Raw genomic sequence first — 23,504 nt, forward strand, 5'->3', positions numbered from 1 at the left:
GGCGGTCATTTTAAGACAAGACTGCAGATACACAAAAAAAGCTAACTTTGCGACATTATTAGACTTAAATATGGCAAAAAAGGAACTCAGTGACAAAGCAAGACAATATAAACCTTCTACAGTAAGACGCTTAGACACTCTTTCTGGTAATGAGTGTGCGCATCCAACTTGCAACAAAAGACTAATTGCCGAAGACGGAATTTCAATAATCAGTAAAATATGTCATATAGCTGCTGCAAGTGCAGACGGACCTAGGTATGATGCCTCTATGACCGATGACGAAAGAAGAGGATTTGATAACCTTATTTTACTTTGCGATGAACACCACGTAATCATTGATAACAAAGCGAATGAAACTACTTATCCAATTTCTCTCTTAAAAGAATGGAAAAGCAACCACGAAAAAAAGATACTAGAATTAATTTCAAATAAAAATCTCTTATCGAAACATCCATTAGCTTTAAATAATGTTATTAATACGATTGGTACTAATATAGATGATATGTTAGATTTATCTGATGCGGAAACTGCACCGAACACAGAAGCAAAAATTCAGCATAATAATATCTTAAGATATGAGCCCATAATTAGAGAATTCGCACCTTATCAGACCAAGCTAAATAAGATTTATGAAGTAATTGAAAAGGAAGGTTCAACTAAAAAGCAGCTGGTTTTACATAATGTCAAACAAATTTATCTAAAAGTAAAATCTGAATATAAGAACATAGATGAAATAAGAAAGAATGCAGATATTATACTTGATAAAGTAATTGAAATAATTTGGAATAATATTGACAGCGCACCAAATAAATTGGAAGAATTTGACCAAGAAACTATTAATTTTAGTTTAATGATTGTCATTGTTGATGCGTTTATGCGTTGCAATATTCTTGAGGAACCACCGAAAGTCGTTACAATATGATAATTGATAAAAACATTAATCCTGAACGGGACTTATATTATTTAGGAGGAATTTTAATTGAAGTACTTTCTAACAAGAATGTTAATGAATTTGATTATTTAGATTTGTATGAATTATTAAATAAGAAGAAAAAAATCTCAATCAATTTATACTCATTAACATTGGATTGGTTATTTATATTAGGTGTCATTACCAAAGGAGAAAACGGAAAAGTAATAAAATGTTTCTAAAAGAGCTTAAAATAGAGAATAAGGCTGGTTTAATTCGTGAAGTTAAGTTCCATAAAGGACTTAATTTGATTGTAGACGAAACATTAGAAACTAATAAAAAAACGACTGGTAATAATGTTGGTAAAACGACAGTACTAAGACTCGTTGACTTTTGTTTAGGTTCTAGCGGTAAGAATATTTATCAAGACTCAGAATTTAAAGAGCAAGAAAACACTGTAATCAAAGACTTTTTGATTGATACGGAAGTGTTAGTTACATTGATAATAGTTGATGATTTAGATTTCCCATCAGAATCAATTACTATTAAAAAGAATTTTTTGAAGTATGGAAAAAAGGTTCAGGCAATAAATGGAGAAAGCATACTCAATGATAAAGATTTTGATTCAAAACTTAAGGAATTAGTCTTTCATACAGAAGTTGAAAAGCCAACCTTTAAACAAATTGTTTCAAAGAATATCCGTGACGAAAAAAATAAGTTAGTAAATATTGTAAAGGTATTAAACCACTATACCAAAATCGAAGAATACGAGGCATTATTCCTGTTTTGGCTTGGAATAAACACAGATACCCATAATCAAAAAGAATTACTAGTTAAAGAAAAAACAAGAGAAGAAAGCTTTCAGAAGAGACTTAAAAAAGAAGGTGAATTATCTTTAATTGAACAGCAACTTGAAATCGTTAATTCAAAAATAGAGGAGTTGCAGAGATTAAAGTCAAGTTTCAATTTCAATGAAAAATTTGAAGCTCAATTGAACGAGTTGAATGAAGTTAAGTTAGGTCTTTCAAGAAATTCTGTTGAACTAAGTAGATTAAATATGAGAAGAGAATTAATTCTCGAAAGTAAATCTGATTTGGAAAATGAAAAAACGCAAATTGATGTTAGTCAAATAGAACTATTATACAATAAAGCATCAAAACTTATCCCAAAATTGCAAGTTTCATTTCAAGAGACCGTTAAATTTCATAACGACCTTATAAGTGAAAAAATAAAATACATAGAACAAGAACTACCTGAAATAATTAGTAGTTTAAAATCTATTTCAAGAGACATTACTTTATTGAGAATACGCGAAAAGGAGTTGACAGAACTGGTAAGCTCATCAGATTACAATAAAGATTATGATACTATTTTAATTGAGTTAAACTCGTTTTTTGAACGAAAAGGAAATTTAGAGGAACGTAAAAAATTCTGGATTTCATCAAATGAAAAACTTAAAAGAATAAGTGAGGAGTTAGAAACAATAAATTCGGAAATTAACTCCAAAGACAATATTATTCAGAAAAGAATTACACTATTTAATAAGTATTTCACGAAGGTATCAAGCCAATTATATGGTGAAGAATATTTATTGAGTACTCAAAAAAGTGATAGAGGGTATGATTTAATCGTGACAAATATAGAGGGTAATCCAAGTACAGGTAAAAAGAAAGGACAAATTGCTGCATTTGATTTCGCCTATGTCTTGTTTGCAGAAGAAATTGAATTAAAAGTAATTCATTTTATTATGCACGACCAACTTGAAAATATGCACGACAATCAATTAAGTACAATTTTGGTTGATTTAGCAAATTCTATTAATTGTCAATTTATATTACCAATAGTTAGAGACAAAATACCTCCAGATGTGGACGTTGAAAAATATATTGTTCTTAGACTTTCAGAAAAGAACAAATTGTTCAAAAAATAAAAAACGAACAGCCAACAGGCGTAACTGTTGCACAACTCCCATTTTTAAAAAATAGTTTTCTAAAACATAATATTTCAACCTCGTTTATGCCCTTTTAAGCGAGGTTTGTTTTTTAGTTTATGTGTAAATTCTAAAATTTTGGGGGCTTAAATTTATGGTAATGAAGACTTGCATGAGCGTTTTTAGAATTGAAATGTAAATGGAGTTCGCTGAGTAGTTTTCTATAAAATTATCTTCGGGAACCATATCGAACAAGTTAACCGAAACAAATAATTGTGGGACGAAATTCTTCTTTCCTTGCATGAATAAATTTACGAATTTCAATCCGTTTCATGAGCTTTTTTCCCTATTTTTGTTAATGCAGATTGGGAGTTTTTTCACAGTCTGAAGTTATGCCTCACCCTAAAAGACGAAAACGAATAAATTAAGATGACAGGAACTTTAGCACAAATAATCGCATTGACAGCTTTCGGAAATGACTTCCTAAAAAATGGAACAATCCCGACTGACTTCAATTCTGCAAACACGACATTTCAATTTTGTAATAAAGTTGACTTCAGAGAATTTAAAAAACTATTCTTCTTTTTAAAACCCAAAGAAACTGTAATTGCAAACAACCCGATAGAATGGTTCCAATATTTAAAAAGTGACGGTTGCAAACATTTACGACTTTACTTTGAATACTCGAAAGACCAAAGTTTTGCGAAAGACCACAAATTAGCTGGACTTGTTGGTGGCGGAGGAAGTTGGTTAATTGAAGCTGTTTATGACAATCATTCAAATTATTGGGCAAATAGATGGGAAGTGACAAATCAAAATGCTTCGGACCGAAAAATTTGGACTGTCAATTATGGAGTGACTGTAAAGAAGCAACATATAAGCAACCTGCAAATTGACAATCAGAAAATAAAAGAAAAACTTCGGCAGACACTAACTGAAATTGCAGATTTTGCATTTAGACAAGATTTAAAAAGTTGGGGCGAACAGTTTGACAAAGCAAAATTGATTTTAGACAGTTTAACTCCTGAAAGCAGTTATTATCATACAGACCTAATTCCTGTAGATAAATACTCTTTGACTGCAAAACAAATTATTTTTTCTGCTGGTTCTGCTTGGGTCTTTGGTGGTATGGGTTCTTGGAACGACTTAGGTTTTGACAGTAAAGAAGACAATGAAACATACGACAGACTTTCAGAACAATTATATTCAAATATTAATGAAGCTATCATTGCAGGGACAAATACATACTGACAGAAAAGAAGGGCGAAGGCATAACAGCACCTACACGCAAGCAGGGGGTACGTGCTTCGTAGGACAGGAAAGTGCTAAATTTGAAGTTCAGCTCTTCGTAGGAAGTTCAGTGGTAAAAATCCCTGCCTGCGTATAGCTGCAAAACGTTAGCTGTGATTGTATGAGACGACTACCAATAATAATATTACTCTTTCTGCTCTCTTGTTCAGGGACTTTAAAGAACGACTTTAACACCAAAAAGGAAATGACATTTAACGAAACCGAAATTTTAGAACAGTTGGACTTGGCCTTTAACGGAACTCCTAGCAAGTATTATCCAATCGGACGACCTGAAGATATAAAATACAACTTCTTTCTTGACCTTGAACACGGCTACTGTAAGACAGCAGGAAACAGAATTCACTTGTATGCGGACTCAACAAGGTGGGTAATAGTTTTTGAAAAAAGCGGTTATCAAAATCGGGGAACTTCTGCTGAAATAGAATTGAACTATGTTGGAAACTGTATTGATTATCCAGTTGATAAATATCCTGAAAGAAACTACATCACTAATTCAAGCAGAGTAATTCTAATTGACCCAAGTGAATTTGAAAGAATTGAAAATAAAGATGGAGCAGAAATGGAAACATTTGAGCTAATCGGACAAAATATTAAAGAGATTAAAATCCGAAACAAATTTGTTCCTTTTGACAATGACTATAAGAACTATGAAAAAGTAGGAATTGAAATCCGAGATTATGACAATCCTAAGAAACTTATTGGCTTTGGAGACTTGATAAGATATTTACACGAAACAAATCCTACACTAATAAGTGCTACAGAAGATGAAATACGCAAACACATTCCAAAAGACATTCCTAAACTTATGACAATTGACGAGTTTCATTTTGTTAGTGCATATGAGAAAACAAATCCACCAAGTCAACAAGAGACATTCAAGTTAATTGCAAAAGTGCTGACCACGAGAGATACGACAAATTGGAAACAAACACAAAAAGCGAATAATAGTTGGAAAAATTGGGAATCAGGAAACTTATGATGACAAAAACAACCACAGCTAATAACTAGAGTTTAGCTTCGCTCAGTTCGGCTATCGCCTCGTGTCGTCTTGTCCGAAGGACACGAGATGAATTGAAAATCGACGAAGTCAAACTCTTGTTGAACCCTTCGACAAGCTCTGGGCAGGCTCACTTTGGGAGCTCTTTTCAGGAGTTATGGAGTTGTCATAAAATTTATAAATGATATTTCAAAGAGAACTGGCGGTTCTCTTTTTTTTGGGTGAAATTAGTCGAGTTTATAAGATACTTTGTTGATTTCTGAACTAACCCTTTCTGCGTTATTATTTTTGTGGTTAGAACGCAAAAAGGGTAATCAGCAAGACCATTTTCTTCTTTTCCCCTGCCCTAAAGGGAGGAAGAAAATGGATTAACTTAGGCTAGTTTTTTTTAATTTGTATGTAAGGTCTACCTATTAAGTTACGTGGAATTCATTGGATAAATTGCATGATTAAATTTACGAATTTCAATCAGTTTTATGAGCTTTTTTCCCTATTTTTGTTAATGCAGATTGGGAATTTTTTTCACAGTCTGACGTTAGTGGCAATTTTGAACAACATAAATCTAAAAAAGATGAGAACCTTATTATTATTTGTTTTATTTCTTATTTTCTCTTCTTGCAGGAAAGAAAAAACCGAAGATATCATTTCGGTTTCGGAGAACTTGATAAAAAAAACTGAAATTGAGGCGAAATTGATTGCTGTAAAATCAAATAAATCAATAGACTTTTCGAATCAAATTACTACACAAAAAATTACTTCAGAATTTGGAAAGCCAATTACAATCGAAAAAGAAAATTTAAGTGATTTATATGGTGCTGAACCATGGACAATTCTAAAATACAATGGACTCGAAATTGTTTTAGAGGGTGATTTTATATCTGAGATTACTGTCTCAAATGAGGACTGGAAAATTGGTGATTTCAAAGTTGGAGATAAAGAAAGTAAAATATTAACAAAACTTGAGCGGGCAGAAAAAAAAGACAGTGATTACAATTTATACCTATTTCCAAAATTGGATGGTGTATTCTTTTGTAAAACAAATAAACAAGACGAAGTAATCAAACTGGGAATAAGTAATACTAATTTCTAAAAAAACTGCCACTAATAACTAGAGTTTAGCTTTGCTCAGTTCGGCTATCGCCTCGTGTCGTTGCGTGCGGAGCACAAACAATGAAACTCCTTTTGAACCCTTCGACAAGCTCAGGGCAGGCTCGCTTTGGGAGCTCTTTTTCAGGAGTTATGGGGATATCGTAAAATTTTTAAATGATATTTCAAAGAGAACTGGTGGTTCTCTTTTTTTTGGAAAAATTAGTTGAGTTTATAAGATACTTTGATAATTTCTGAACCAACCCTTTCTGCGTTAGTGTTTTTGTGGATAGAACGCAAAAAGGGTAATCCCCAAAACCATTTTCTTCTTTTCCCCTGCCCTAAAGGGAGGAAGAAAATGGTTTTTGATTCACCCAGATTTATGCAAATTATTGGGTGTGGTATTGTTGTGTGAAGACTCACGGATTGGAAATCCGAGAGATCTGGATATAATCAATTTTCAATTAGAAAAAAAACACCCCGTCATCCCGATTCTCGGGATGCCACCCCTCTGTTAGAGGGGAATCGTTAAAAGATACTTCTCAATTTTTTTTACTCTGATTGTAAACTAGAAAGGTTGATTGGTAAAAAAACCATTTTCTTCTTTGCCCCTGCCCTAAAGGGAGGAAGAAAATGGATTTTCGTTTTCTATTAAATGCTTGCAGGCATTAGGGTTCGGAATTTCAAACTTTATGAATTTGGTTCTATTTGAACTTTAATTTTTTATTATTTTTGTTGGAACAGAATGTGGTTTTTAACAGTTTGAAGTTAAGGATACGTTTAACGAACAAAATAAAAAACAAAAATGACAAAATTGAAAATTTATTTGGCAAGTATTGGAATGCTTATTTTCACAATTTCTAATGCTCAAACTGATTACAAAACTCTTTTAAAAGATTTTCAAAAAATATCAGGAAATTGGACAGGTTCTTTGACTTATCTTGATTATTCATCAGGAAAGCCTTACACCATGCCAGCAAATCTAGTAATTAAAAGGATTGATAATACGCACAAGTTCATCTTTTCTAACATCTATCCTAATGAAACAAGTGCCAATTCTAAAGACACGGTAATTATTTCTACAGATGGTAAATACATCAACCAAGAGATGATTAAATCCCGAAAAAAGCTTCCGAATGGTGACATTGAAATTATTACTGAAGAAATGGGAAAGGATGGAAACGATAATCAACCAGCAACTATGAAACACACTTATACCCTTGGTAAAACAAGTTATAAAAAAAGAAAAGATGTACAATTTTCTGGTGAGAAAAATTGGATAAAAAGGCACGAATACTCCTACACAAAAACACCTAAAAAGTAATCTCTAAGTAGCCCTTCGATCTTTTTGCCATAAAAAGTGTAAAATGTTTTTGAACCAGATACTTGCCTTGCTGACAATTCTCATTTAAAGGGAATATTTTTATGATAATAAATGGGTGATATTGGGAGTTTTTAGAAGCAAAGATTAATTTTTTCAGATGCATATTTTAAGATAACAAAGGCATTAATTCTTCACTAAGCATAAATATTTTCGTTTGTAAAAAATTTATTTTTTTTATAAATAAATTATGCTTCTAAAAAAGTAAAAAAAAAGATTTTTGTTTTGCTTTATAAGTTCAGAGGTATGAAGAATTAAAAAATAAATTTAATTTTAAACATGTACAAAAACAATTAAACCATAAAATTAAGAAAACATAGGCAACACAAAATTTCAAAAAAATAGTTCTTTTTTAAATAAAAATAATTGTAGTTTTAGAAGATGAAAAAAACTTATCATCTTATTTTATTACTACTTACTTTTCAATTTTCTTTTTCTCAGTTTTATATTGTGAAAGATGAAGATGGGTTTGTGAACGTAAGAGAAGAAAATAGTCTCCATTCTAAAATTATTGCAAAGTTAAATAATGGTGAAATCGTACATTCCTATGAAGAATCTTTTGAAAACAAAGGTCATTGGTTGGGTATAGATTTTGATTTCACAAAAAATGACTTTAAAACTGGTTATGTCTACAGAGACCGATTGATTAGTATTGACCAATACGAAAGAATTCCGATGGTTAAAAAAGGCAATGAAATTGTATTAAAAAATAAAAATATTGAAATAAGAATCACAGAAAAAAAATTTCAAAAAAGAAATCACACCTTTACTTTTCATCAAGAATATAAAGACATTATTACTAAAATAGATTACCAGGACTATTACGGAACTGACGGTTATCTCCCTAAAACTGAATATTCTGCGATAGAGGTTACTATGAGTGGCAAAACCATATCACTACCGAAAGAAGCCTTAAAAAATCTTTTTGAACCTAATTCTTTTATTACAACAGCACATTATGACCAAGAAAATGACATTTTATATATAGATAGTTTAAATAGTGACGGTGCTGGCAGTTATGAAGTACTTTGGGTAATAGAAAAAGGAAAATTCAAAAAAAGATTGATATTTAGTGGTTGTTAATTTTCAGTAAAGCATTTTGAAAATCCAAAAAATTTGTATTTTAGGCAAAATGAAATCTAATGATTAACAAAACAGTAAAAAACGTATCAGAGGCTTGTGCAGATATCAAAGATGGCGCAACCATTATGTTTGGGGGTTTCGGTTTATGTGGAATTCCCGAGAATTGTATTGCTGAATTGGTAAAAATGAATGTAAAAAATCTCACTTGCATATCTAACAATGCTGGTGTAGATCACTTCGGATTGGGATTGTTACTCCACCAAAAACAAATCAAAAAAATGATTTCTTCTTATGTAGGAGAAAATGCAGAATTTGAGCGTCAATTGCTTTCTGGTGAACTAGAAGTAGAACTGATACCTCAAGGGACACTAGCCACCAGATGTATGGCTGCAGGATATGGCATGCCCGCCATCTTTACCCCAGCTGGCGTAGGAACTGAAGTTGCAGAAGGCAAAGAAATCAGGAATTTTAATGGAAAAGATTATCTTTTGGAATATGCTTTTGATGCAGATTATGCTATTGTAAAAGCGTGGAAAGGTGATACTGCAGGAAATCTTATCTATAAATCTACTGCCCGAAATTTCAACCCAATGATGGCCATGGCAGGTAAAATCACCATTGCTGAAGTAGAGGAATTGGTAGAAGCTGGGGAGCTAGAGCCTGACCAGATTCACACGCCTGGGATATATGTACATAGAATTTTCCAAGGAGAGCATTACGAAAAACGCATCGAACAGAGAACAGTCCGTTCTAAAATTTGAAAATGAGCTAATTTGAAAATTATTGATTATGGCCTTAACAAAAGAACAAATTGCGATGCGCATCGCAAAAGAAATAAAAGACAATACATATGTAAATCTCGGAATAGGCATCCCAACATTGGTGGCAAACTATATTCCTGAAGGTTTCAATGTGGTGTTACAATCAGAAAACGGCATTCTAGGGATGGGACCTTTTCCTTATGAGGGCGAAGAAGATGCAGACCTCATCAATGCAGGGAAGCAAACCGTGACCCTATTAAAAGGAGCTTCTATTTTTGATGGAGCTACTAGTTTTGGGATGATTAGAGCTCAAAAAGTAGATTTAACGATTCTTGGGGCTATGGAAGTTTCAGAAAATGGAGATATTGCCAACTGGAAAATTCCTGGAAAAATGGTGAAAGGTATGGGCGGAGCGATGGATTTGGTAGCTTCTGCCAAAAATATTATAGTAGCCATGCAACAAGTGAATAAACACGGAGAAAGCAAATTATTACCCGAATGTACCTTGCCTTTAACCGGTGTAAGATGCATCAAAAAAATAGTCACCGAGTTGGGGGTATACGAAGTAAAAGACGGAGCTTTTCACTGTCTAGAAAGAGCACCGGGTGTTTCTGTAGAAGATATTAGAACCGCTACCGCCGGAAAACTCATCATCAATGAAAATGTACCAGAAATGAATTTATAATTATAAAAAAGGAACTTCGAAATGAAGTTCCTTTTTTTTTAGGCTAAGACCTCTGCAAATTCCTCTTTTTTTAGAATTTGTGCTGCTGCTGCACAGAGCGGTCTTATTTTAAAATTATGTTTTTTGGCATGCTCTACAGCTGCAATCACTAATTTTCTTCCAAAGCCTTTTCCTGAATATTTTTCACGAACTTCTGTATGTGTAATTTTAAGAATGCCACCCATTTCAGAAAATTCTATGTGACCTACCTTGTCTCCAGAGTCGAATAACTCAAATCCCTTGATAATTTCTTTAAGTTCCATCGTGTTGTGTTTTTTATAGTTTGCTACTAATCAAATTTATAGCAAAAAAAAACAAGAAACAAGAATTATTTTCAATAACTAAAAAAAATCATCTTTCGAGGTTAAAAACTCAATTTTACTCCTTGCTCTGGAAATACCCAATTCACCTGAAAAGGGTTATTGGCCTTCAATTCATCGGCTATTATTTCTGGATTTTTACCTGTAGGTTTACGATGAGTGATAACCACGTTGAACCCTTTTAAATGTTCTTTTCCTACCAAGAAAGCCAATTTATTTAATTCTTCGTTTAACAAATTGGGGGTTAAATGTCCGAACAATAGATTTTCTTTCTGCGCATTTGGAAATGAGACTTCTATTAAGATAGCTTTTAAAGATTTATTTCTAACCAGAGGTGCAATATTTTTCCAAAGGTTTTCTAATTTATTGCTTTGCTCTACCCTATCAGCTCCAGTATCACCAAGATAAAGTAAATATTGACCTTGATGATTGATTAAGATGGCGGAACTCTCATGTGTTTTGGTATGACTTAACTCAAAAAATTGAGCTTTGAAGTTAGTTTCGGGGATTTCAAAAATTTTCTGTGGTTCTACAGCATTGATATGGTATTTGCCAATTGCACCAGCACCTTCATCGCTGAAATTAGCCCACACTTCATTGGTAAAATATTGATTCAAGAGGATATTCTTCACAAAAGGGATGGCATAAATATTTTTTTTGCTATCTGCCGGCGAATTGATGATAAGACCAGAAACGTGGTCTAGATGACCATGGGAAACAAAATAAGCTTTGATATATTCTTTCAAAACAGTGTTTTCATCTGTATTGAAAGTTTTATTTTCTATGGCTTTATTAATTCCAGCATTGATGGTACCTGCGTCTAGACAAAGAAATTGATTTTTGCCAGTTGCAGAGACCAAGTAAGAGGATAAATTCTCTTCTTTTTCTCCACCGAAAATGCCTAGAGGAACCACATCAAAGGATTGTGATTTTGCAAAAAATGATATGAAGAGGAATATATATATTGATTTTTTCATTTTTTTAAAGTTTTTATTTGCCAAAAATGAAGGCTATAATTTTGTTCAATTGTACTTTTGCCTTGATGAAAAAGTACAAAAAAATCAAGACTGAAAACTCGACTAAATTTTTAAAGATTTTTAACGTCTACGTTTTCTAAGTTTTTTTTAATAAACAAAAGAAAAGTTATTTTAAACTGTATAAAAATTTACTTTACTTTCTTTTCACCAATTCTTTTCTTACCCTGCTAAGGCTTTCTGGGGTGATGCCGAGATAGGAAGCCACCATCCATTGAGGTACTCTTTCAAAAATATTGGGATAGGTTTTAAGAAAATCTACATATCTTTCTTCTGCAGTGGCACCTAATAATTGGGTAATTCTTTTTTGTAAACTGCTGATGTGGTTGTGCAGCAATGTATTTTGTCTAGAATAAATAGAAGGTTGTTTTTCTCCTAAAAAATCAAAATATTCTGGAGAAAGAATTAGCACTTCGGTTTCTACGATGGCATCTATGTAATAATCTGATGGTTGATTAAGGTAAAGACTGGTTCTGTCTACCAAAATCCAATTTTCTGGAGCAAAATGCAGGATATGTTCTTTGCCATTTTTATCAATGCTGTACATTCTTAGCAAACCTTTGTTTACAAAAAAAGTGTCTTTACAAATTTCACCAGCTTGGAGTAAAAAGCCACCTTTTGGTATTTTTTTGACTTTAATTTTATCGCTGCAAAATTCTACGGTAGACATGGGAACATCTAGCAAGGCTGAAATTTGTATTTGAAAATTTTCCATGAATTAATCGAGGTGTTTGGTCATGATGTCTAGAGAAATTCTATCATGAGAAGCATTGAAAATCGCTTTTTGGTCTTTGATAAGAATGGCTTGAGGACTTTGATGGGTTACTTTTAGTTGCTCTGCAATCTCGTTTGAAATATTTCTATGATTGAGTAAATCTAAATAATAAAAATCAATTGCTGGTTGATTGGTATTTTTGATTTCGTTTTCAAAATTTCTTAAGACCGATTTACTGATCATGCATCTTGTAGAATGTTTGAAAATAACGATTGGTTTTTCTGTAGAATGTTCTAAAGCCAATTTCAAGTCTTCTTCAGATTCAATTTTGTGCCAAAACTCTGGTAATTCTGAAGTTGAAGAACCGAATAAATTATTAAAAAAACTCATGGTATATTTTTCTCAAAAATACTTTAAAATTCGGAAATAAAAAAGAGCGCTTATTGGCGCTCTTGGATTTTATAACATTTTGAGGTTATTGACTTCTAATTCAGTAAGGATTCTCCAGTGACCTCTTTTAATATTTTTCTTGGTAAGACCAGCAAACATTACTCTATCGAGCGCTTCCACTTCGTAGCCTAATTTTTGGAAAATTCTGCGCACCACTCTATTCCACCCGATGTGAATTTCTATACCCACTTCGTTTTTTGGTTTACCATCGATATATGAAATGCTATCTACTTCTGCTACTCCTTCTTCTAAACGAACTCCTTCTAAAATTGTATTTAGGTCTGCTCTATCAAGTTTTCTGTCTAGTGTTACATGATAGATTTTTTTCATATTAAAAGACGGGTGTGTCAATTTTTTGGTCAAGTGTCCATCATTGGTCAAAAGAATTACTCCGGTGGTACTTCTGTCTAATCTACCCACAGGAAAAACTCTGTACGGTGAAGCATTGGCTACCAATTCCATTACCGTTTTTCTGGCTTTTTCGTCTTTGGTGGTAGAGATATATCCTTTTGGTTTGTTGAGAAGTACATAAACAGGTTTTTCTGGGGTAATGCCTTGTCCATCGAAAACTACTCTATCGGTTTTCTGAACTTGGTATCCCATTTCGGTAACTACCTTACCATTAACCTCTACAAGACCTTGGATGATTAAGTCATCTGCTTCTCTACGGCTGCAAATTCCAGAATTGGCAATGTATTTATTAAGACGAATGGTCTCTTTGTTGTCTGATTTTGATAATTTTTCTAGACGTCTTCTTTGTACAAAAGACTTAGCTTTGTCTTCGTCTTTATCAAATTTGTTGTATGGTTTTTTAGGAAATTTCAAATCTCCTTTTTCATATTTATCTCTGGCGTCAAAAGATTTACCAGATTTAGGTTTTGAGAATTTTTTCTCAGGAGTAGCATAAGGTTTAAATTCTTTTTTACCAAAAAGTTTTTCTTCTTTTGGCTCTGTAAAAGAAGTTTTAACACCTCTTACTGTTTTTTTCTTTCCAAAAGGAGAATCTTTTTTGTCGAAAGACTTGCTACCTCTGGCTGCAGGTTTAGAGCCACGAGAATTTCCGGAAGGTTTTCTTCCTGCATTGTTATCTCTGTTTCCTGAATTTCTTTCTCTGCTCATAAATGATAAATTTTTGCAAAGGTACGAAATTTAGTTTGAGTGTTAAAATTGGATTGTAATGAAGTGACTTACAGTGAATTTCTCATGATTAAATCTGAGGGGTTTTCTATTCTGCTATGATTAGCAGAAAAAATCATTTCGGCAAGTGTTTTCCCCATCAGAGAAAAATCTGTAGAGATGGTAGTAATGCCGTTTTCTACTACACTTTTCAGTGGTGTTTCGTTGTAAGAAATTATGCCAAAATCTCTTTTTATTTTGAATTTTTGTTTTTTAGATTGTAAGATTACATTTACCAAATGTCTATCATCTATGATAACAAAAACATCTCCAATTTTAATTTCATCATTGGTAAAATCACTGATGATGTTATGATTGAGTTTATACTTCTCACAAAAATCTAGGAAACCTTCTACCATACCGATGGGTTCTTTTTTGCCAGGAAATATTAGAATTAATCTATTGTAAAGTTCTAGATTAGATTTGGCTTTTTTTAAACCATTGAACATATCTTTTGCAAAGTTTTGGAAGATGGAAGCATAATCTTTGAGTTCTGGATTGGATTGGTCAAGAATAAAAACTTCTTTTTTCGGCAAAAGTTTAATCAGAGGTGTGGTACCATTGATATTACTTGGCATGATGATGTACTTGGTATAATTTCCGTTGTTATCTTCAATCAATTTTCTGAAAACTTCAATATTAAAAAAGTGAAAAAAAACATCTACTTTAGCTTTGTTACTGATGGCCTCCATAAATGAATTGTAAAGATTTTCTTTAAAAGCGTTCAACTCATCAAAAAGCAAAAAAATTCTTTCTTGAAAGTCCCAATCTATGCTTTTCACAAAATATCCTTTTCCCAGAATAGCGTACACCAATCCTTTCTTTTTCAATTCTTCGTAGGCATAGAGAACCGTATCTCTGGAGACCGAAAACTCTAGACAAATTTTATTGATGGAAGGTAGCTTATCATTTTTTTTGAGCAATTGGTTGGCAATAGATTTTTCTACAGAGTTTATAATCTGTTGATACTTCGGTAGATTGCTGTCTTCAGAGATTTTAATAAATTTCATATCAATTGTATTAAAAAAAATAACTGGTGGTAAAATTACAAAAACTGGTAGGTACTAGTATGGTAAAGTTATAAAAATATTTACATTTGAGAAACATTAAATTAATATTAACAAAGTTCAACCAATTACAAATTTCAACCCATTTAAAAATGAATACAATCAGCGTAACCAAGCACAATACAGAGATTTCACTATACACCTTAACCAATAAAAATGACATAGAAGCCAACTTCACAAATTATGGAGCAACGCTTTTTTCGTTGTTCTTACCTACCAAAAATGGTAAAAAAGATGTGGTTTTAGGATTTGACACTATTGATGAATATATCAAAGCCTATGAGATAGGTGCATCTCCTTATTTTAATGCAATTGTAGGCAGGTTTGCAGGTAGAATTAAGAATTCTCAGTTTGAACTTAACGGAAAGACCATTCAATTAGACCAAAATCACGGCAAACACCATTTACACGGAGGAAAATACCAAATAAGCAATGTGGCTTGGCATTTTGAAAATTACAATCAAGAAAGCAATACGCTTACATTTTCTTACCTCAGCAAAGCCAATGAATTTTATCCTGGAGATGTTGCAATTGAGGTTTCTTATACTTTAACAGACGACAACCAACTTCATATTCAATACAAAGCATCTACAACAGAAGATACTTTACTGAATCTTACCAATCACGCTTATTTTAATTTGGATGGATTGACAGGCAATACCTTAGACCAAAAATTACAAATCAATGCTGAAAAATTCTTAGAACTTGATGCAGAAAATATCCCTACAGGAAATTACATCCCGATGGAAAATCACGCTTTTGATTTTAGAAGTTCTAAATATGTGGTAGCAGGCATAGACCATTGTTTTGTTTTAAAAAACCAAACAGAGCCTGCAGCTATTTTAGAAAGTGAGAAAAACGGGGTTACGATGAAAGTCTATACCGATCAACCTGCGGTACAAATTTATGTAGGCGGAAAAACTTCTGAAGAATTGGTAAATAAAGAATCTGTGGCCTTTCATACAGAAAGTGGAATCTGTTTTGAAACTCAAGTATTTCCAGATGCTCCTAATCATGCAGACTTCCCGAATGCCATTTTAAGAAAAGGCGAAACGTACCAACAAGACACTACTTTTGAATTTATAATTTCCTAGAATATGAAAAATTTATTAACCATATTTGCTGCACTACTTCTAGTTTCGTGTAGTTCGGGAGGTGACAGTCCAGACCCAACGCCTAACCCAACACCAACAGAGGATACTTTTGTAAGAGCAGCAGATGTATCTTTCGTTCCAGAAATAGAAGCAGCTGGCGTATCTTTTAAATACAACAATACCGCTCAAGACCCATTATTAACCTTAAAAAATGCGGGAGTTAATTACATAAGAATTCGACTTTGGCATAATCCTAGTGACGGGCATTCTGGTATGGCAGAAGTAAAACAACTGGCAACAAGAGTTCGCAATTTGGGCATGAAGGTATGGCTTACGGTACACTATTCTGACACCTGGGCAGACCCTGGTCACCAGACCAAACCAGTGGCTTGGCAGAGTTTAAATTTCACCAATTTGAAATCTGCTGTGGCTGTTTATACATCGCAAATCATGTCTGAAATTAATCCAGAAATTATACAAATTGGCAACGAGACCAATGATGGATTTCTGTGGCCAGAAGGTAAATTATCTACCAACGAAGCACAGTATTTAGAATTAACCAATGCTGCTGTTAGCAGTGTAAGGAATGCAAACAATACAACAAAAATTATGCTTCAGTATGCTGGCATAAGCAATTCTGCAGATTGGTATTTCAACAAAGTTAAAAACGTGAACTACGATTATATTGGGATTTCGTATTACCCTGTATATCATGGCACTTCTCTAGCAGATGTAAAAACTAAATTGACTGGTCTAAACCAAACTTTCAGTAAAAAAGTATTGATCGCAGAAACCTCATATCCTTTTACTTTGAATTGGAATGACTGGACCAATAATGTAGTTGGACAAAGCAATCAATTGGTATCGGGCTATGACGCTACTGCATCTGGTCAAAAAAACTATATTCTAGCGATAAAATCATTGGTAAAATCTGTTCCCAACGGTCAAGGCTTTTGTTATTGGGGAGGAGAATGGATTGCTTTTAAAGGAAGTCAAGCTACCAATGGTTCTACATGGGAAAACCAAGCCCTTTGGGATTTTAATAACAACGCTTTGGAAGGAATTCAGGCATTTAGTAAAGATTAAGAATGATGAACAAAATAATTTCAATATTAGCTCTTACCATTTCGATTTTAAGTTTTGGACAAACGAAATCAAAATTTGCAAAAGGAGCTGACATCAGTTGGCTACCACAGATGGAAGCTACCGGTTATCAATTCTATGATGAAAAAGGAGAAAAGGATGACGTATTAAACATTTTGAAAAGCAAAGGCATGGATGCCATTAGGTTAAGAGTTTTTGTAAATCCTAATGAAGACAGAGGAAGTGGACATTGCAGTAAAGATGAAACCATTGCATTTGCAAAGAAATTGCACCAAATGGGATTCAGATTAATGATAGATTTCCATTACAGTGATTCTTGGGCAGACCCTAACAAGCAATACAAACCAAAGGCATGGGAAAACTTAAGTTTTACTGATTTAAAAAAAGCAGTTTATGACCATACTTATGATGTAATATCTGCAATGAAAAAAGAAAACATTACCCCAGAATGGGTTCAGATTGGCAATGAAATTCCTAATGGTATACTTTGGCCAGATGGTCATAGCAAAAATTTCAAAAATCTAGGAGAATTATTGAATGTAGGTTATGATGCAGTAAAAGCGGTAGACAAAAAAATTAAAGTAATAGTACACATAGACGAAGGAAATAACACTGAAAAAATTACTTGGTTTTATAAAAATGTAGCTGAACAAAAGGTAAAATATGATGTGATAGGCTTGTCTTACTATCCGTTTTGGATAAAAAAAGATTGGACAGAAACCATAGACGATTTGCAAAAAAACATGAACTACCTTGCTAAAACCTACAAAAAAGAAGTAATGATAGTAGAAGTAGGTGGTGAAGACCATAAAGTAGAAAACACTAAAAATCTTTTAGAAGCAACATTAAAAGCGGTAAGAAATGTACCTAAAAAGATGGGAACCGGAGTATTTTATTGGGAACCACAAGGTGCTAAATCTTGGAGTGGTTATGGTTTAAGCGCTTGGTTAGAGAACGGACAACCTTCGCCAGCATTAGATGCTTTTAAAGAAAACTAAAAATTCAAAAAAATGATTAAATATATTTCTATATTTCTTTTTTGTTTAGGAGCTGTAGGTATTTTTTCTGCTCAAAAAAGAACCAATTTAGACGAAGATTGGCGATTCCATTTCGGACATTCAGAAGATGCAAAAGCAGATTTCAATTATAGCCTTGTCAATATTTTTTCAAAATCTGGAGGTGCAGAAAATACCGCAATAGACCCGAAATTTGTAGATAAAGATTGGAGAAAACTGAACCTTCCGCATGATTGGGCGGTAGAATTGCCTTTTGTGAAATCAGAACACCCAGATTTAATTTCTCACGGCTTCAAACCAGTTGGCGGAATGTTTCCAGAAACCAGTATTGGCTGGTACAGAAAACATTTTACTGTTTCAAAAGACGATAAAAAAGACCGTTTTGAGATACAATTTGATGGAATTTTCAGAAATGCCTCCATTTGGTTAAACGGATTTTATGTAGGCACCAATCAGAGTGGATACATTGGTAAATCTTATGATGTAACAGATTATATTGACTTTGAAAAAGAAAATGTTCTAGTGGTTCGAGTAGATGCAACGCAGTATGAAGGTTGGTTTTACGAAGGCGCTGGAATTTACAGACACGTTTGGCTGAACCAATATAATAATATTCGAATTCCATTTGGTGGATTGTTTGTACATGCGGATGTGAATGGTAAAAACGCAAACGTAAATGTAGAAACTTCAGTAGAAAATAAAAATTTAAATCCTTCTAATTGTACTGTTTACGCTTATATTACTGACAGAAACGGCAAATTTATAGGAAAGACTGCGGAACAAAAATTGACTTTAAAAGTTAATGAAAAACTCACCACAAAACAGAAAATTTCAGTTTCTAACCCAAGACTTTGGAGTTTAGAAGACCCTTATTTGTACAAAGTTTATGCGGTGGTAAAAGAAAACGGAAAAGAAATCCATCGTGAACAAGCGAGATTGGGCATTAGAACTATAAAATTTGATGCTAAAAAAGGATTTTTCCTAAACGGAAAACACATTAAAATCAAAGGAACCAACAATCACCAAGACCACGCTGGAATTGGCAGTGCTTTACCAGATTATTTACAATATTACAGAATTAAAAAACTGAAAGAATTTGGTTCTAATGCTTATAGAGCAAGTCATAACGCTCCTACTCCAGAATTATTGAAAGCGTGTGACAGTTTAGGAATGCTGGTTCTGAATGAACACCGATTGCTCAATAGTTCACCAGAATATGTAGACCAACTAGAGCGTCTTATCTTAAGAGACAGAAATCATCCCTCTATTTTTCTGTGGTCTATCGGCAATGAAGAAGGCTGGATTCAAAAAAATGACTTTGGAAAGAGAATTGCACAATCGTTGATAGCCAAACAAAAAGAATTAGACCCAACCAGAACCAGCACTTATGCTGCAGATATGGCTAATGAATTTAATGGGGTCAATGAAGTAATACCGGTTCGTGGATTTAATTACAGACAATTTGCAGTGGCAGATTATCACAAAGACCATCCTAATCAGCCTTTAATAGGCACAGAAATGGGAAGCACCGTTACCACCAGAGGAATTTATGAAAAAGATGAAGTAAGAGGTTATGTTCCAGACCAAGATATCACCGCACCGTGGTGGGCAAGTAAAGCCGAAGATTGGTGGAAACTGGCCGCAGAAAATGATTTTTGGCAAGGTGGTTTCGTGTGGACTGGTTTTGATTACAGAGGGGAGCCTACTCCTTATAAATGGCCCAATGTAAACTCCCATTTCGGAATTATGGATGTGTGTGGATTTCCTAAAAACATCTATTACTATTATAAAAGTTGGTGGACAGATGAAGACGTGATTCACATTTCACCGCACTGGAACTGGAACGAAAAGATAGGTCAACCGATAGAAGTTTGGGTAAATTCTAATGCGGATGATGTAGAATTATTCTTAAACGAAAAATCTTTAGGCAAAAAAACAATGCCTAGAAACAGTCATCTAAAATGGCAAGTTACCTATGAACCAGGAACTTTAGAAGCAATAGGTTATAAAAAAGGTAAAAAAATAAGCACCAAAGTTGAAACCACTTCTACTCCATATAAAGTAGTGGCTACCACAGAAAAAAATATTTTAACAGCAGATGGTAAAGATGCTACGGTAGTCAATATTTTTATTGTAGACGAAAAAGGTAGAGAAGTTCCCGTAGCTGATAATATGGTGAAATTTTTCTTAAAAGGTGATGCCAAAATCATTGGCGTAGGAAATGGCGACCCAAGTTCTCACGAACCAGACCAATTTTTAGATGGAGGATGGCAAAGAAGCGCCTTCAATGGTAAATGCCAAGTCATCATTCTTTCTGGAAAAACCAAAGGTGAATTACAATTAGAGGTAAAATCAAACGGATTAGCTTCTGATATGGTTTCTTTTACTCAAAAATAATAAACGATTAATACTAAATAAAATAATGAACACTCAAGAACTTGTTGCACTTTGCAAAGAAGAATTTAACGCTGCATTTGGCGAAAACCCTCAAAAAATAGTTTTATCACCTGGCAGAATCAACATCATAGGTGAGCATATTGATTATAACCATGGTTTCGTGCTTCCAGCTGCGATAGACAAATACGTTTGTTTTGCTATTTCTAAAAATGACACCAAAGATTGTCATATAATTTCTCTAGACCTGAATGATGAATACCAATTCAACATCCATGACAAAATAGAACCTATCACAAAAAACTGGGTCAACTATTTTTTAGGTGTTTTCAGTCAAGTTCAGGATAAAATAGACAGCGGTTTTGATATTGTTTTCAGTTCTACCGTACCAATTGGGGCTGGATTATCATCTTCTGCAGCATTAGAATGTGGATTTTTGTTTGGTCTTAATCATTTCTTTGATTTAGATTTAAATAAAGAACAAATTGCCAAAATGGGACAAAAAGCAGAGCATACTTTCGCGGGAGTGAACTGTGGAATTATGGACCAATTTGCTTCTGTTTTCGGGAAAGAAAACCACGTCATCTTCTTAGATTGTGATACTTTAGACTATCAATATGCACCTGCAGATTTTGGTGATTACACTTTACTTTTGCTTAATACCAATGTAAAACACAATCTACAAACTTCAGAATACAACAATCGTAGAAAAGAATGTGAAGCAGGAATTGCTTTAATTCAAAATAAACATCCAGAAGTCAAAAATTTCAGAGAAGCGACTATGGAAATGGTGGAAGATTTGAAAGAAGAAATGGGCGATGTAGTTTATAGAAGAAGCAAATTTGTAGTGGGTGAAATTTCTAGAATTCAAGAATTGGTAAAATCTCTAGAAAAAAATGATTTCGAAAATGTAGGAAAATTAATGACAGCTACCCATTACGGTTTATCTAGAGACTACGAAGTAAGTTGTGACGAATTAGATTTCTTAGTAGATAACGTATTGCTAGAAGAAGGAGTTTTAGGCGCTAGAGTTATGGGAGGCGGTTTTGGTGGTTGTACCATTAATTTACTCAAGAAAACCGAAGTAGAAAACGTTATTGAAAAGCTTTCTAAAGCTTATCAAGAAAAATTCGGGATTTCACTTACTCCTTATCAAGTTTCTGTATCAGAAGGAACCCATTTTTACGCCTAGTTATTATGGAACAATTTGTATTAACAGACCATCCACATCGCAGATACAATCCGCTTTTAGATGAATGGATTTTGGTGTCTCCACAGAGAGCAAAAAGACCTTGGCAAGGGCAAAACGAAGCCATTTCAGACGAAAAAAAACCTGAATATGATGAAACCTGTTATTTATGCCCAGGAAACGACCGCATCAATGGAGGAACAAACCCCAAGTATGAAAATTGTTATGTTTTTGACAATGATTTTCCTGCACTTTTAAAAGATGAAGTCGCATCTGATTTGGCTCAAGAAGATTTATTTAAAATCAATCCTGAGAGAGGCATTAATCGTGTAATTTGTTTTTCGCCAAAGCATAATGTAACTCTTGCTGAAATGGAAGTTTCAGAAATAGAAAACGTTATCAAAGTTTGGAAGGAGCAATATCTAGAATTGGGTGCTATTCCTTACATTAATCACGTTCAAATTTTTGAGAATAAAGGAAGTGTGATGGGCTGTAGCAATCCGCATCCTCACGGACAAATTTGGGCACAATCTTCTTTACCCACTCAGGTCAAAAGAACTCAAGACAATCTTCTGAAATATTTTCAAAAAACTGGGAAAAGCCTTTTGAAAGATTATTTAGAAAGTGAGCTTCAGAAAAAAGAAAGAATTATTGCAGAAAATGAGCATTTCGTCTTGTTGGTTCCATTTTGGGCAACTTGGCCTTATGAAACCATGATTATTAGCAAAAGACATTTCTCTAGCATTGCAGAAATCACCCAAGAAGAGATAAAATCTTACGCAGAGATGATTCAGATTATTACCGTAAAATATGATAATCTTTTCAAAACATCATTCCCATATTCAGCTGGAATTCATCAAGCTCCAACGGATGGTTTAGCCCATGTAGAATGGCATTTTCACATGCATTTTTATCCACCACTTTTAAGAAGTGCCACGGTTAAAAAATTTATGGTAGGCTATGAACTTTTGGCTGAAGCACAAAGAGATTTAACGGCAGAACAAAGTGCAGAAATATTGAGAAATCTGTCTACCCAACATTATAAACATTAAAAAATGACAATACTCGTAACAGGCGGATTAGGATATATTGGTTCTCATACTGTGGTAGAACTTTTGAATAACAATTTTGAGGTAGTTATCATCGATGATTTATCAAACACCGAAAAATTTATCCTCAAAAATATTGAAGAAATAACGGGCAAGAAACCTGTATTTTATCCTTTTGATTTAAAAAGAAAGGAACTGTTGAAACAAGTTTTTGATGCTCACCAAATCGAAGGTTGCATTCACTTTGCAGCATATAAAGCAGTAGGAGAATCTCAAGTAAAACCAGTAGATTATTACGAAAACAATCTGTTTTCACTCATCAATCTTTTGCAAGAAATGAAAGAAAGAAATATTTCTAATTTCATTTTCAGTTCTAGTTGTACGGTTTACGGACAAGCTGATACCATGCCAATAGATGAAGAAACAGCGCTTAAATTACCCGAATCTTCTTACGGAAAAACCAAACAAATGGGCGAAGAAATTTTGAAGGATTTCGCAACCGCTCATCATAAAAAAATCACTTTATTGAGGTATTTTAATCCAATTGGAGCGCATCCATCTGCAAAATTAGGAGAACTACCTATCGGAATTCCGAATAATCTGGTTCCTTATGTGATGCAAACGGCGGCAGGAATTAGAGAAAAGCTATCGGTTTGGGGAAATGATTATCCTACCGAAGACGGAACCGCGGTTAGAGATTACATTTATGTAGT

The 23,504-nt window shown here is 33.6% G+C and carries 23 protein-coding genes; 17 read left to right on the plus strand and 6 right to left on the minus strand.

Annotated features, from left to right (window positions below; genetic code table 11):
• The 10 genes from IEW40_RS02860 to IEW40_RS02905 all read left to right on the plus strand — a co-directional run.
• A partial coding sequence (locus IEW40_RS02860) for an ABC-three component system protein (RefSeq protein ID WP_373283762.1) occupies positions 1–922 on the plus strand: 922 nt, incomplete at its 5' end.
• Positions 919–1,152, plus strand: a complete 234-nt coding sequence (locus IEW40_RS14255) for an ABC-three component system middle component 6 (RefSeq protein WP_188616571.1) — start codon at positions 919–921, stop codon at positions 1,150–1,152. The genes IEW40_RS02860 and IEW40_RS14255, both read left to right, overlap by 4 nt.
• Entirely contained in the window at positions 1,143–2,840 is a 1,698-nt protein-coding gene (locus tag IEW40_RS02870; protein WP_188616572.1) for a DUF2326 domain-containing protein, read from the plus strand. The genes IEW40_RS14255 and IEW40_RS02870 overlap by 10 nt, the downstream gene beginning before the upstream one ends.
• Positions 2,841–3,269: 429 nt before the next feature.
• Entirely contained in the window at positions 3,270–4,091 is an 822-nt protein-coding gene (locus IEW40_RS02875) for a hypothetical protein (RefSeq protein WP_188616573.1), read from the plus strand.
• Between the two features lie 244 nt (positions 4,092–4,335).
• Entirely contained in the window at positions 4,336–5,130 is a 795-nt protein-coding gene (locus IEW40_RS02880; protein WP_188616574.1) for a DUF7003 family protein, read from the plus strand.
• A 463-nt stretch (positions 5,131–5,593) separates the two neighbouring features.
• Complete coding sequence (locus tag IEW40_RS02885; protein ID WP_188616575.1) at positions 5,594–6,238, plus strand: hypothetical protein; 645 nt, start codon at positions 5,594–5,596, stop codon at positions 6,236–6,238.
• 801 nt (positions 6,239–7,039) lie between these two features.
• Positions 7,040–7,558, plus strand: a complete 519-nt coding sequence (locus IEW40_RS02890; protein ID WP_188616576.1) for a hypothetical protein — start codon at positions 7,040–7,042, stop codon at positions 7,556–7,558.
• 438 nt (positions 7,559–7,996) lie between these two features.
• Positions 7,997–8,698, plus strand: a complete 702-nt coding sequence (locus tag IEW40_RS02895; RefSeq protein WP_188616577.1) for an SH3 domain-containing protein — start codon at positions 7,997–7,999, stop codon at positions 8,696–8,698.
• A 59-nt stretch (positions 8,699–8,757) separates the two neighbouring features.
• Positions 8,758–9,459: a CoA transferase subunit A gene (locus IEW40_RS02900; protein ID WP_188616578.1), complete on the plus strand. Its 702-nt coding sequence runs from the start codon at positions 8,758–8,760 to the stop codon at positions 9,457–9,459.
• 28 nt (positions 9,460–9,487) lie between these two features.
• Positions 9,488–10,144 (plus strand): CoA transferase subunit B, encoded by a 657-nt coding sequence (locus IEW40_RS02905; protein ID WP_188616579.1) that lies wholly within the window; start codon positions 9,488–9,490, stop codon positions 10,142–10,144.
• A 38-nt stretch (positions 10,145–10,182) separates the two neighbouring features.
• Here the strand turns inward: IEW40_RS02905 and IEW40_RS02910 are convergent, their stop codons facing one another.
• The 6 genes from IEW40_RS02910 to IEW40_RS02935 all read right to left on the minus strand — a co-directional run bounded on the left by IEW40_RS02910 (position 10,183) and on the right by IEW40_RS02935 (position 14,888).
• Entirely contained in the window at positions 10,183–10,446 is a 264-nt protein-coding gene (locus IEW40_RS02910) for a GNAT family N-acetyltransferase (RefSeq protein ID WP_188616580.1), read from the minus strand.
• A 101-nt stretch (positions 10,447–10,547) separates the two neighbouring features.
• Positions 10,548–11,480: an MBL fold metallo-hydrolase gene (locus tag IEW40_RS02915; RefSeq protein ID WP_188616581.1), complete on the minus strand. Its 933-nt coding sequence runs from the start codon at positions 11,478–11,480 to the stop codon at positions 10,548–10,550.
• A gap of 193 nt (positions 11,481–11,673) precedes the next feature.
• Positions 11,674–12,252, minus strand: coding sequence for a Crp/Fnr family transcriptional regulator (locus IEW40_RS02920; protein WP_188616582.1), 579 nt, complete (start codon positions 12,250–12,252; stop codon positions 11,674–11,676).
• Positions 12,253–12,255: 3 nt separating this feature from the next.
• Positions 12,256–12,642, minus strand: coding sequence for a bacillithiol system redox-active protein YtxJ (gene ytxJ / locus IEW40_RS02925; protein ID WP_188616583.1), 387 nt, complete (start codon positions 12,640–12,642; stop codon positions 12,256–12,258).
• Between the two features lie 69 nt (positions 12,643–12,711).
• Positions 12,712–13,821 carry a pseudouridine synthase gene (locus IEW40_RS02930; protein WP_229663354.1) on the minus strand — a complete coding sequence of 370 codons (1,110 nt, stop codon included), beginning with the start codon at positions 13,819–13,821 and terminating at the stop codon, positions 12,712–12,714.
• Positions 13,822–13,889: 68 nt separating this feature from the next.
• A complete protein-coding gene (locus IEW40_RS02935) occupies positions 13,890–14,888 on the minus strand; it encodes a GntR family transcriptional regulator (protein WP_188616584.1) in 999 nt (332 codons plus the stop codon).
• Positions 14,889–15,037: 149 nt separating this feature from the next.
• Here IEW40_RS02935 and IEW40_RS02940 point away from each other — a divergent pair, with 149 nt between their 5' ends.
• From IEW40_RS02940 to galE, 7 genes are all read left to right on the plus strand, one after another.
• On the plus strand, positions 15,038–16,039 hold the full coding sequence (locus IEW40_RS02940) for an aldose epimerase family protein (RefSeq protein WP_188616585.1): 1,002 nt from the start codon (positions 15,038–15,040) through the stop codon (positions 16,037–16,039).
• Positions 16,040–16,042: 3 nt separating this feature from the next.
• Positions 16,043–17,125 (plus strand): glycoside hydrolase family 53 protein, encoded by a 1,083-nt coding sequence (locus tag IEW40_RS02945; protein ID WP_188616586.1) that lies wholly within the window; start codon positions 16,043–16,045, stop codon positions 17,123–17,125.
• A gap of 2 nt (positions 17,126–17,127) precedes the next feature.
• On the plus strand, positions 17,128–18,141 hold the full coding sequence (locus IEW40_RS02950; protein ID WP_188616587.1) for a glycoside hydrolase family 53 protein: 1,014 nt from the start codon (positions 17,128–17,130) through the stop codon (positions 18,139–18,141).
• Positions 18,142–18,153: 12 nt separating this feature from the next.
• The gene (galA, locus tag IEW40_RS02955) at positions 18,154–20,556 is read left to right on the plus strand and encodes a beta-galactosidase GalA (protein WP_188616588.1); all 2,403 of its coding nucleotides are present in this window, start codon (positions 18,154–18,156) and stop codon (positions 20,554–20,556) included.
• Positions 20,557–20,581: 25 nt separating this feature from the next.
• Positions 20,582–21,745 (plus strand): galactokinase, encoded by a 1,164-nt coding sequence (locus IEW40_RS02960; RefSeq protein WP_188616589.1) that lies wholly within the window; start codon positions 20,582–20,584, stop codon positions 21,743–21,745.
• A gap of 5 nt (positions 21,746–21,750) precedes the next feature.
• Positions 21,751–22,794, plus strand: a complete 1,044-nt coding sequence (locus tag IEW40_RS02965; RefSeq protein WP_188616590.1) for a UDP-glucose--hexose-1-phosphate uridylyltransferase — start codon at positions 21,751–21,753, stop codon at positions 22,792–22,794.
• A 3-nt stretch (positions 22,795–22,797) separates the two neighbouring features.
• A partial coding sequence (galE, locus tag IEW40_RS02970) for a UDP-glucose 4-epimerase GalE (protein WP_229663355.1) occupies positions 22,798–23,504 on the plus strand: 707 nt, incomplete at its 3' end.

The organism is Cloacibacterium rupense (assembly GCF_014645495.1).
Taxonomy (GTDB): Bacteria; Bacteroidota; Bacteroidia; order Flavobacteriales; family Weeksellaceae; genus Cloacibacterium; species Cloacibacterium rupense.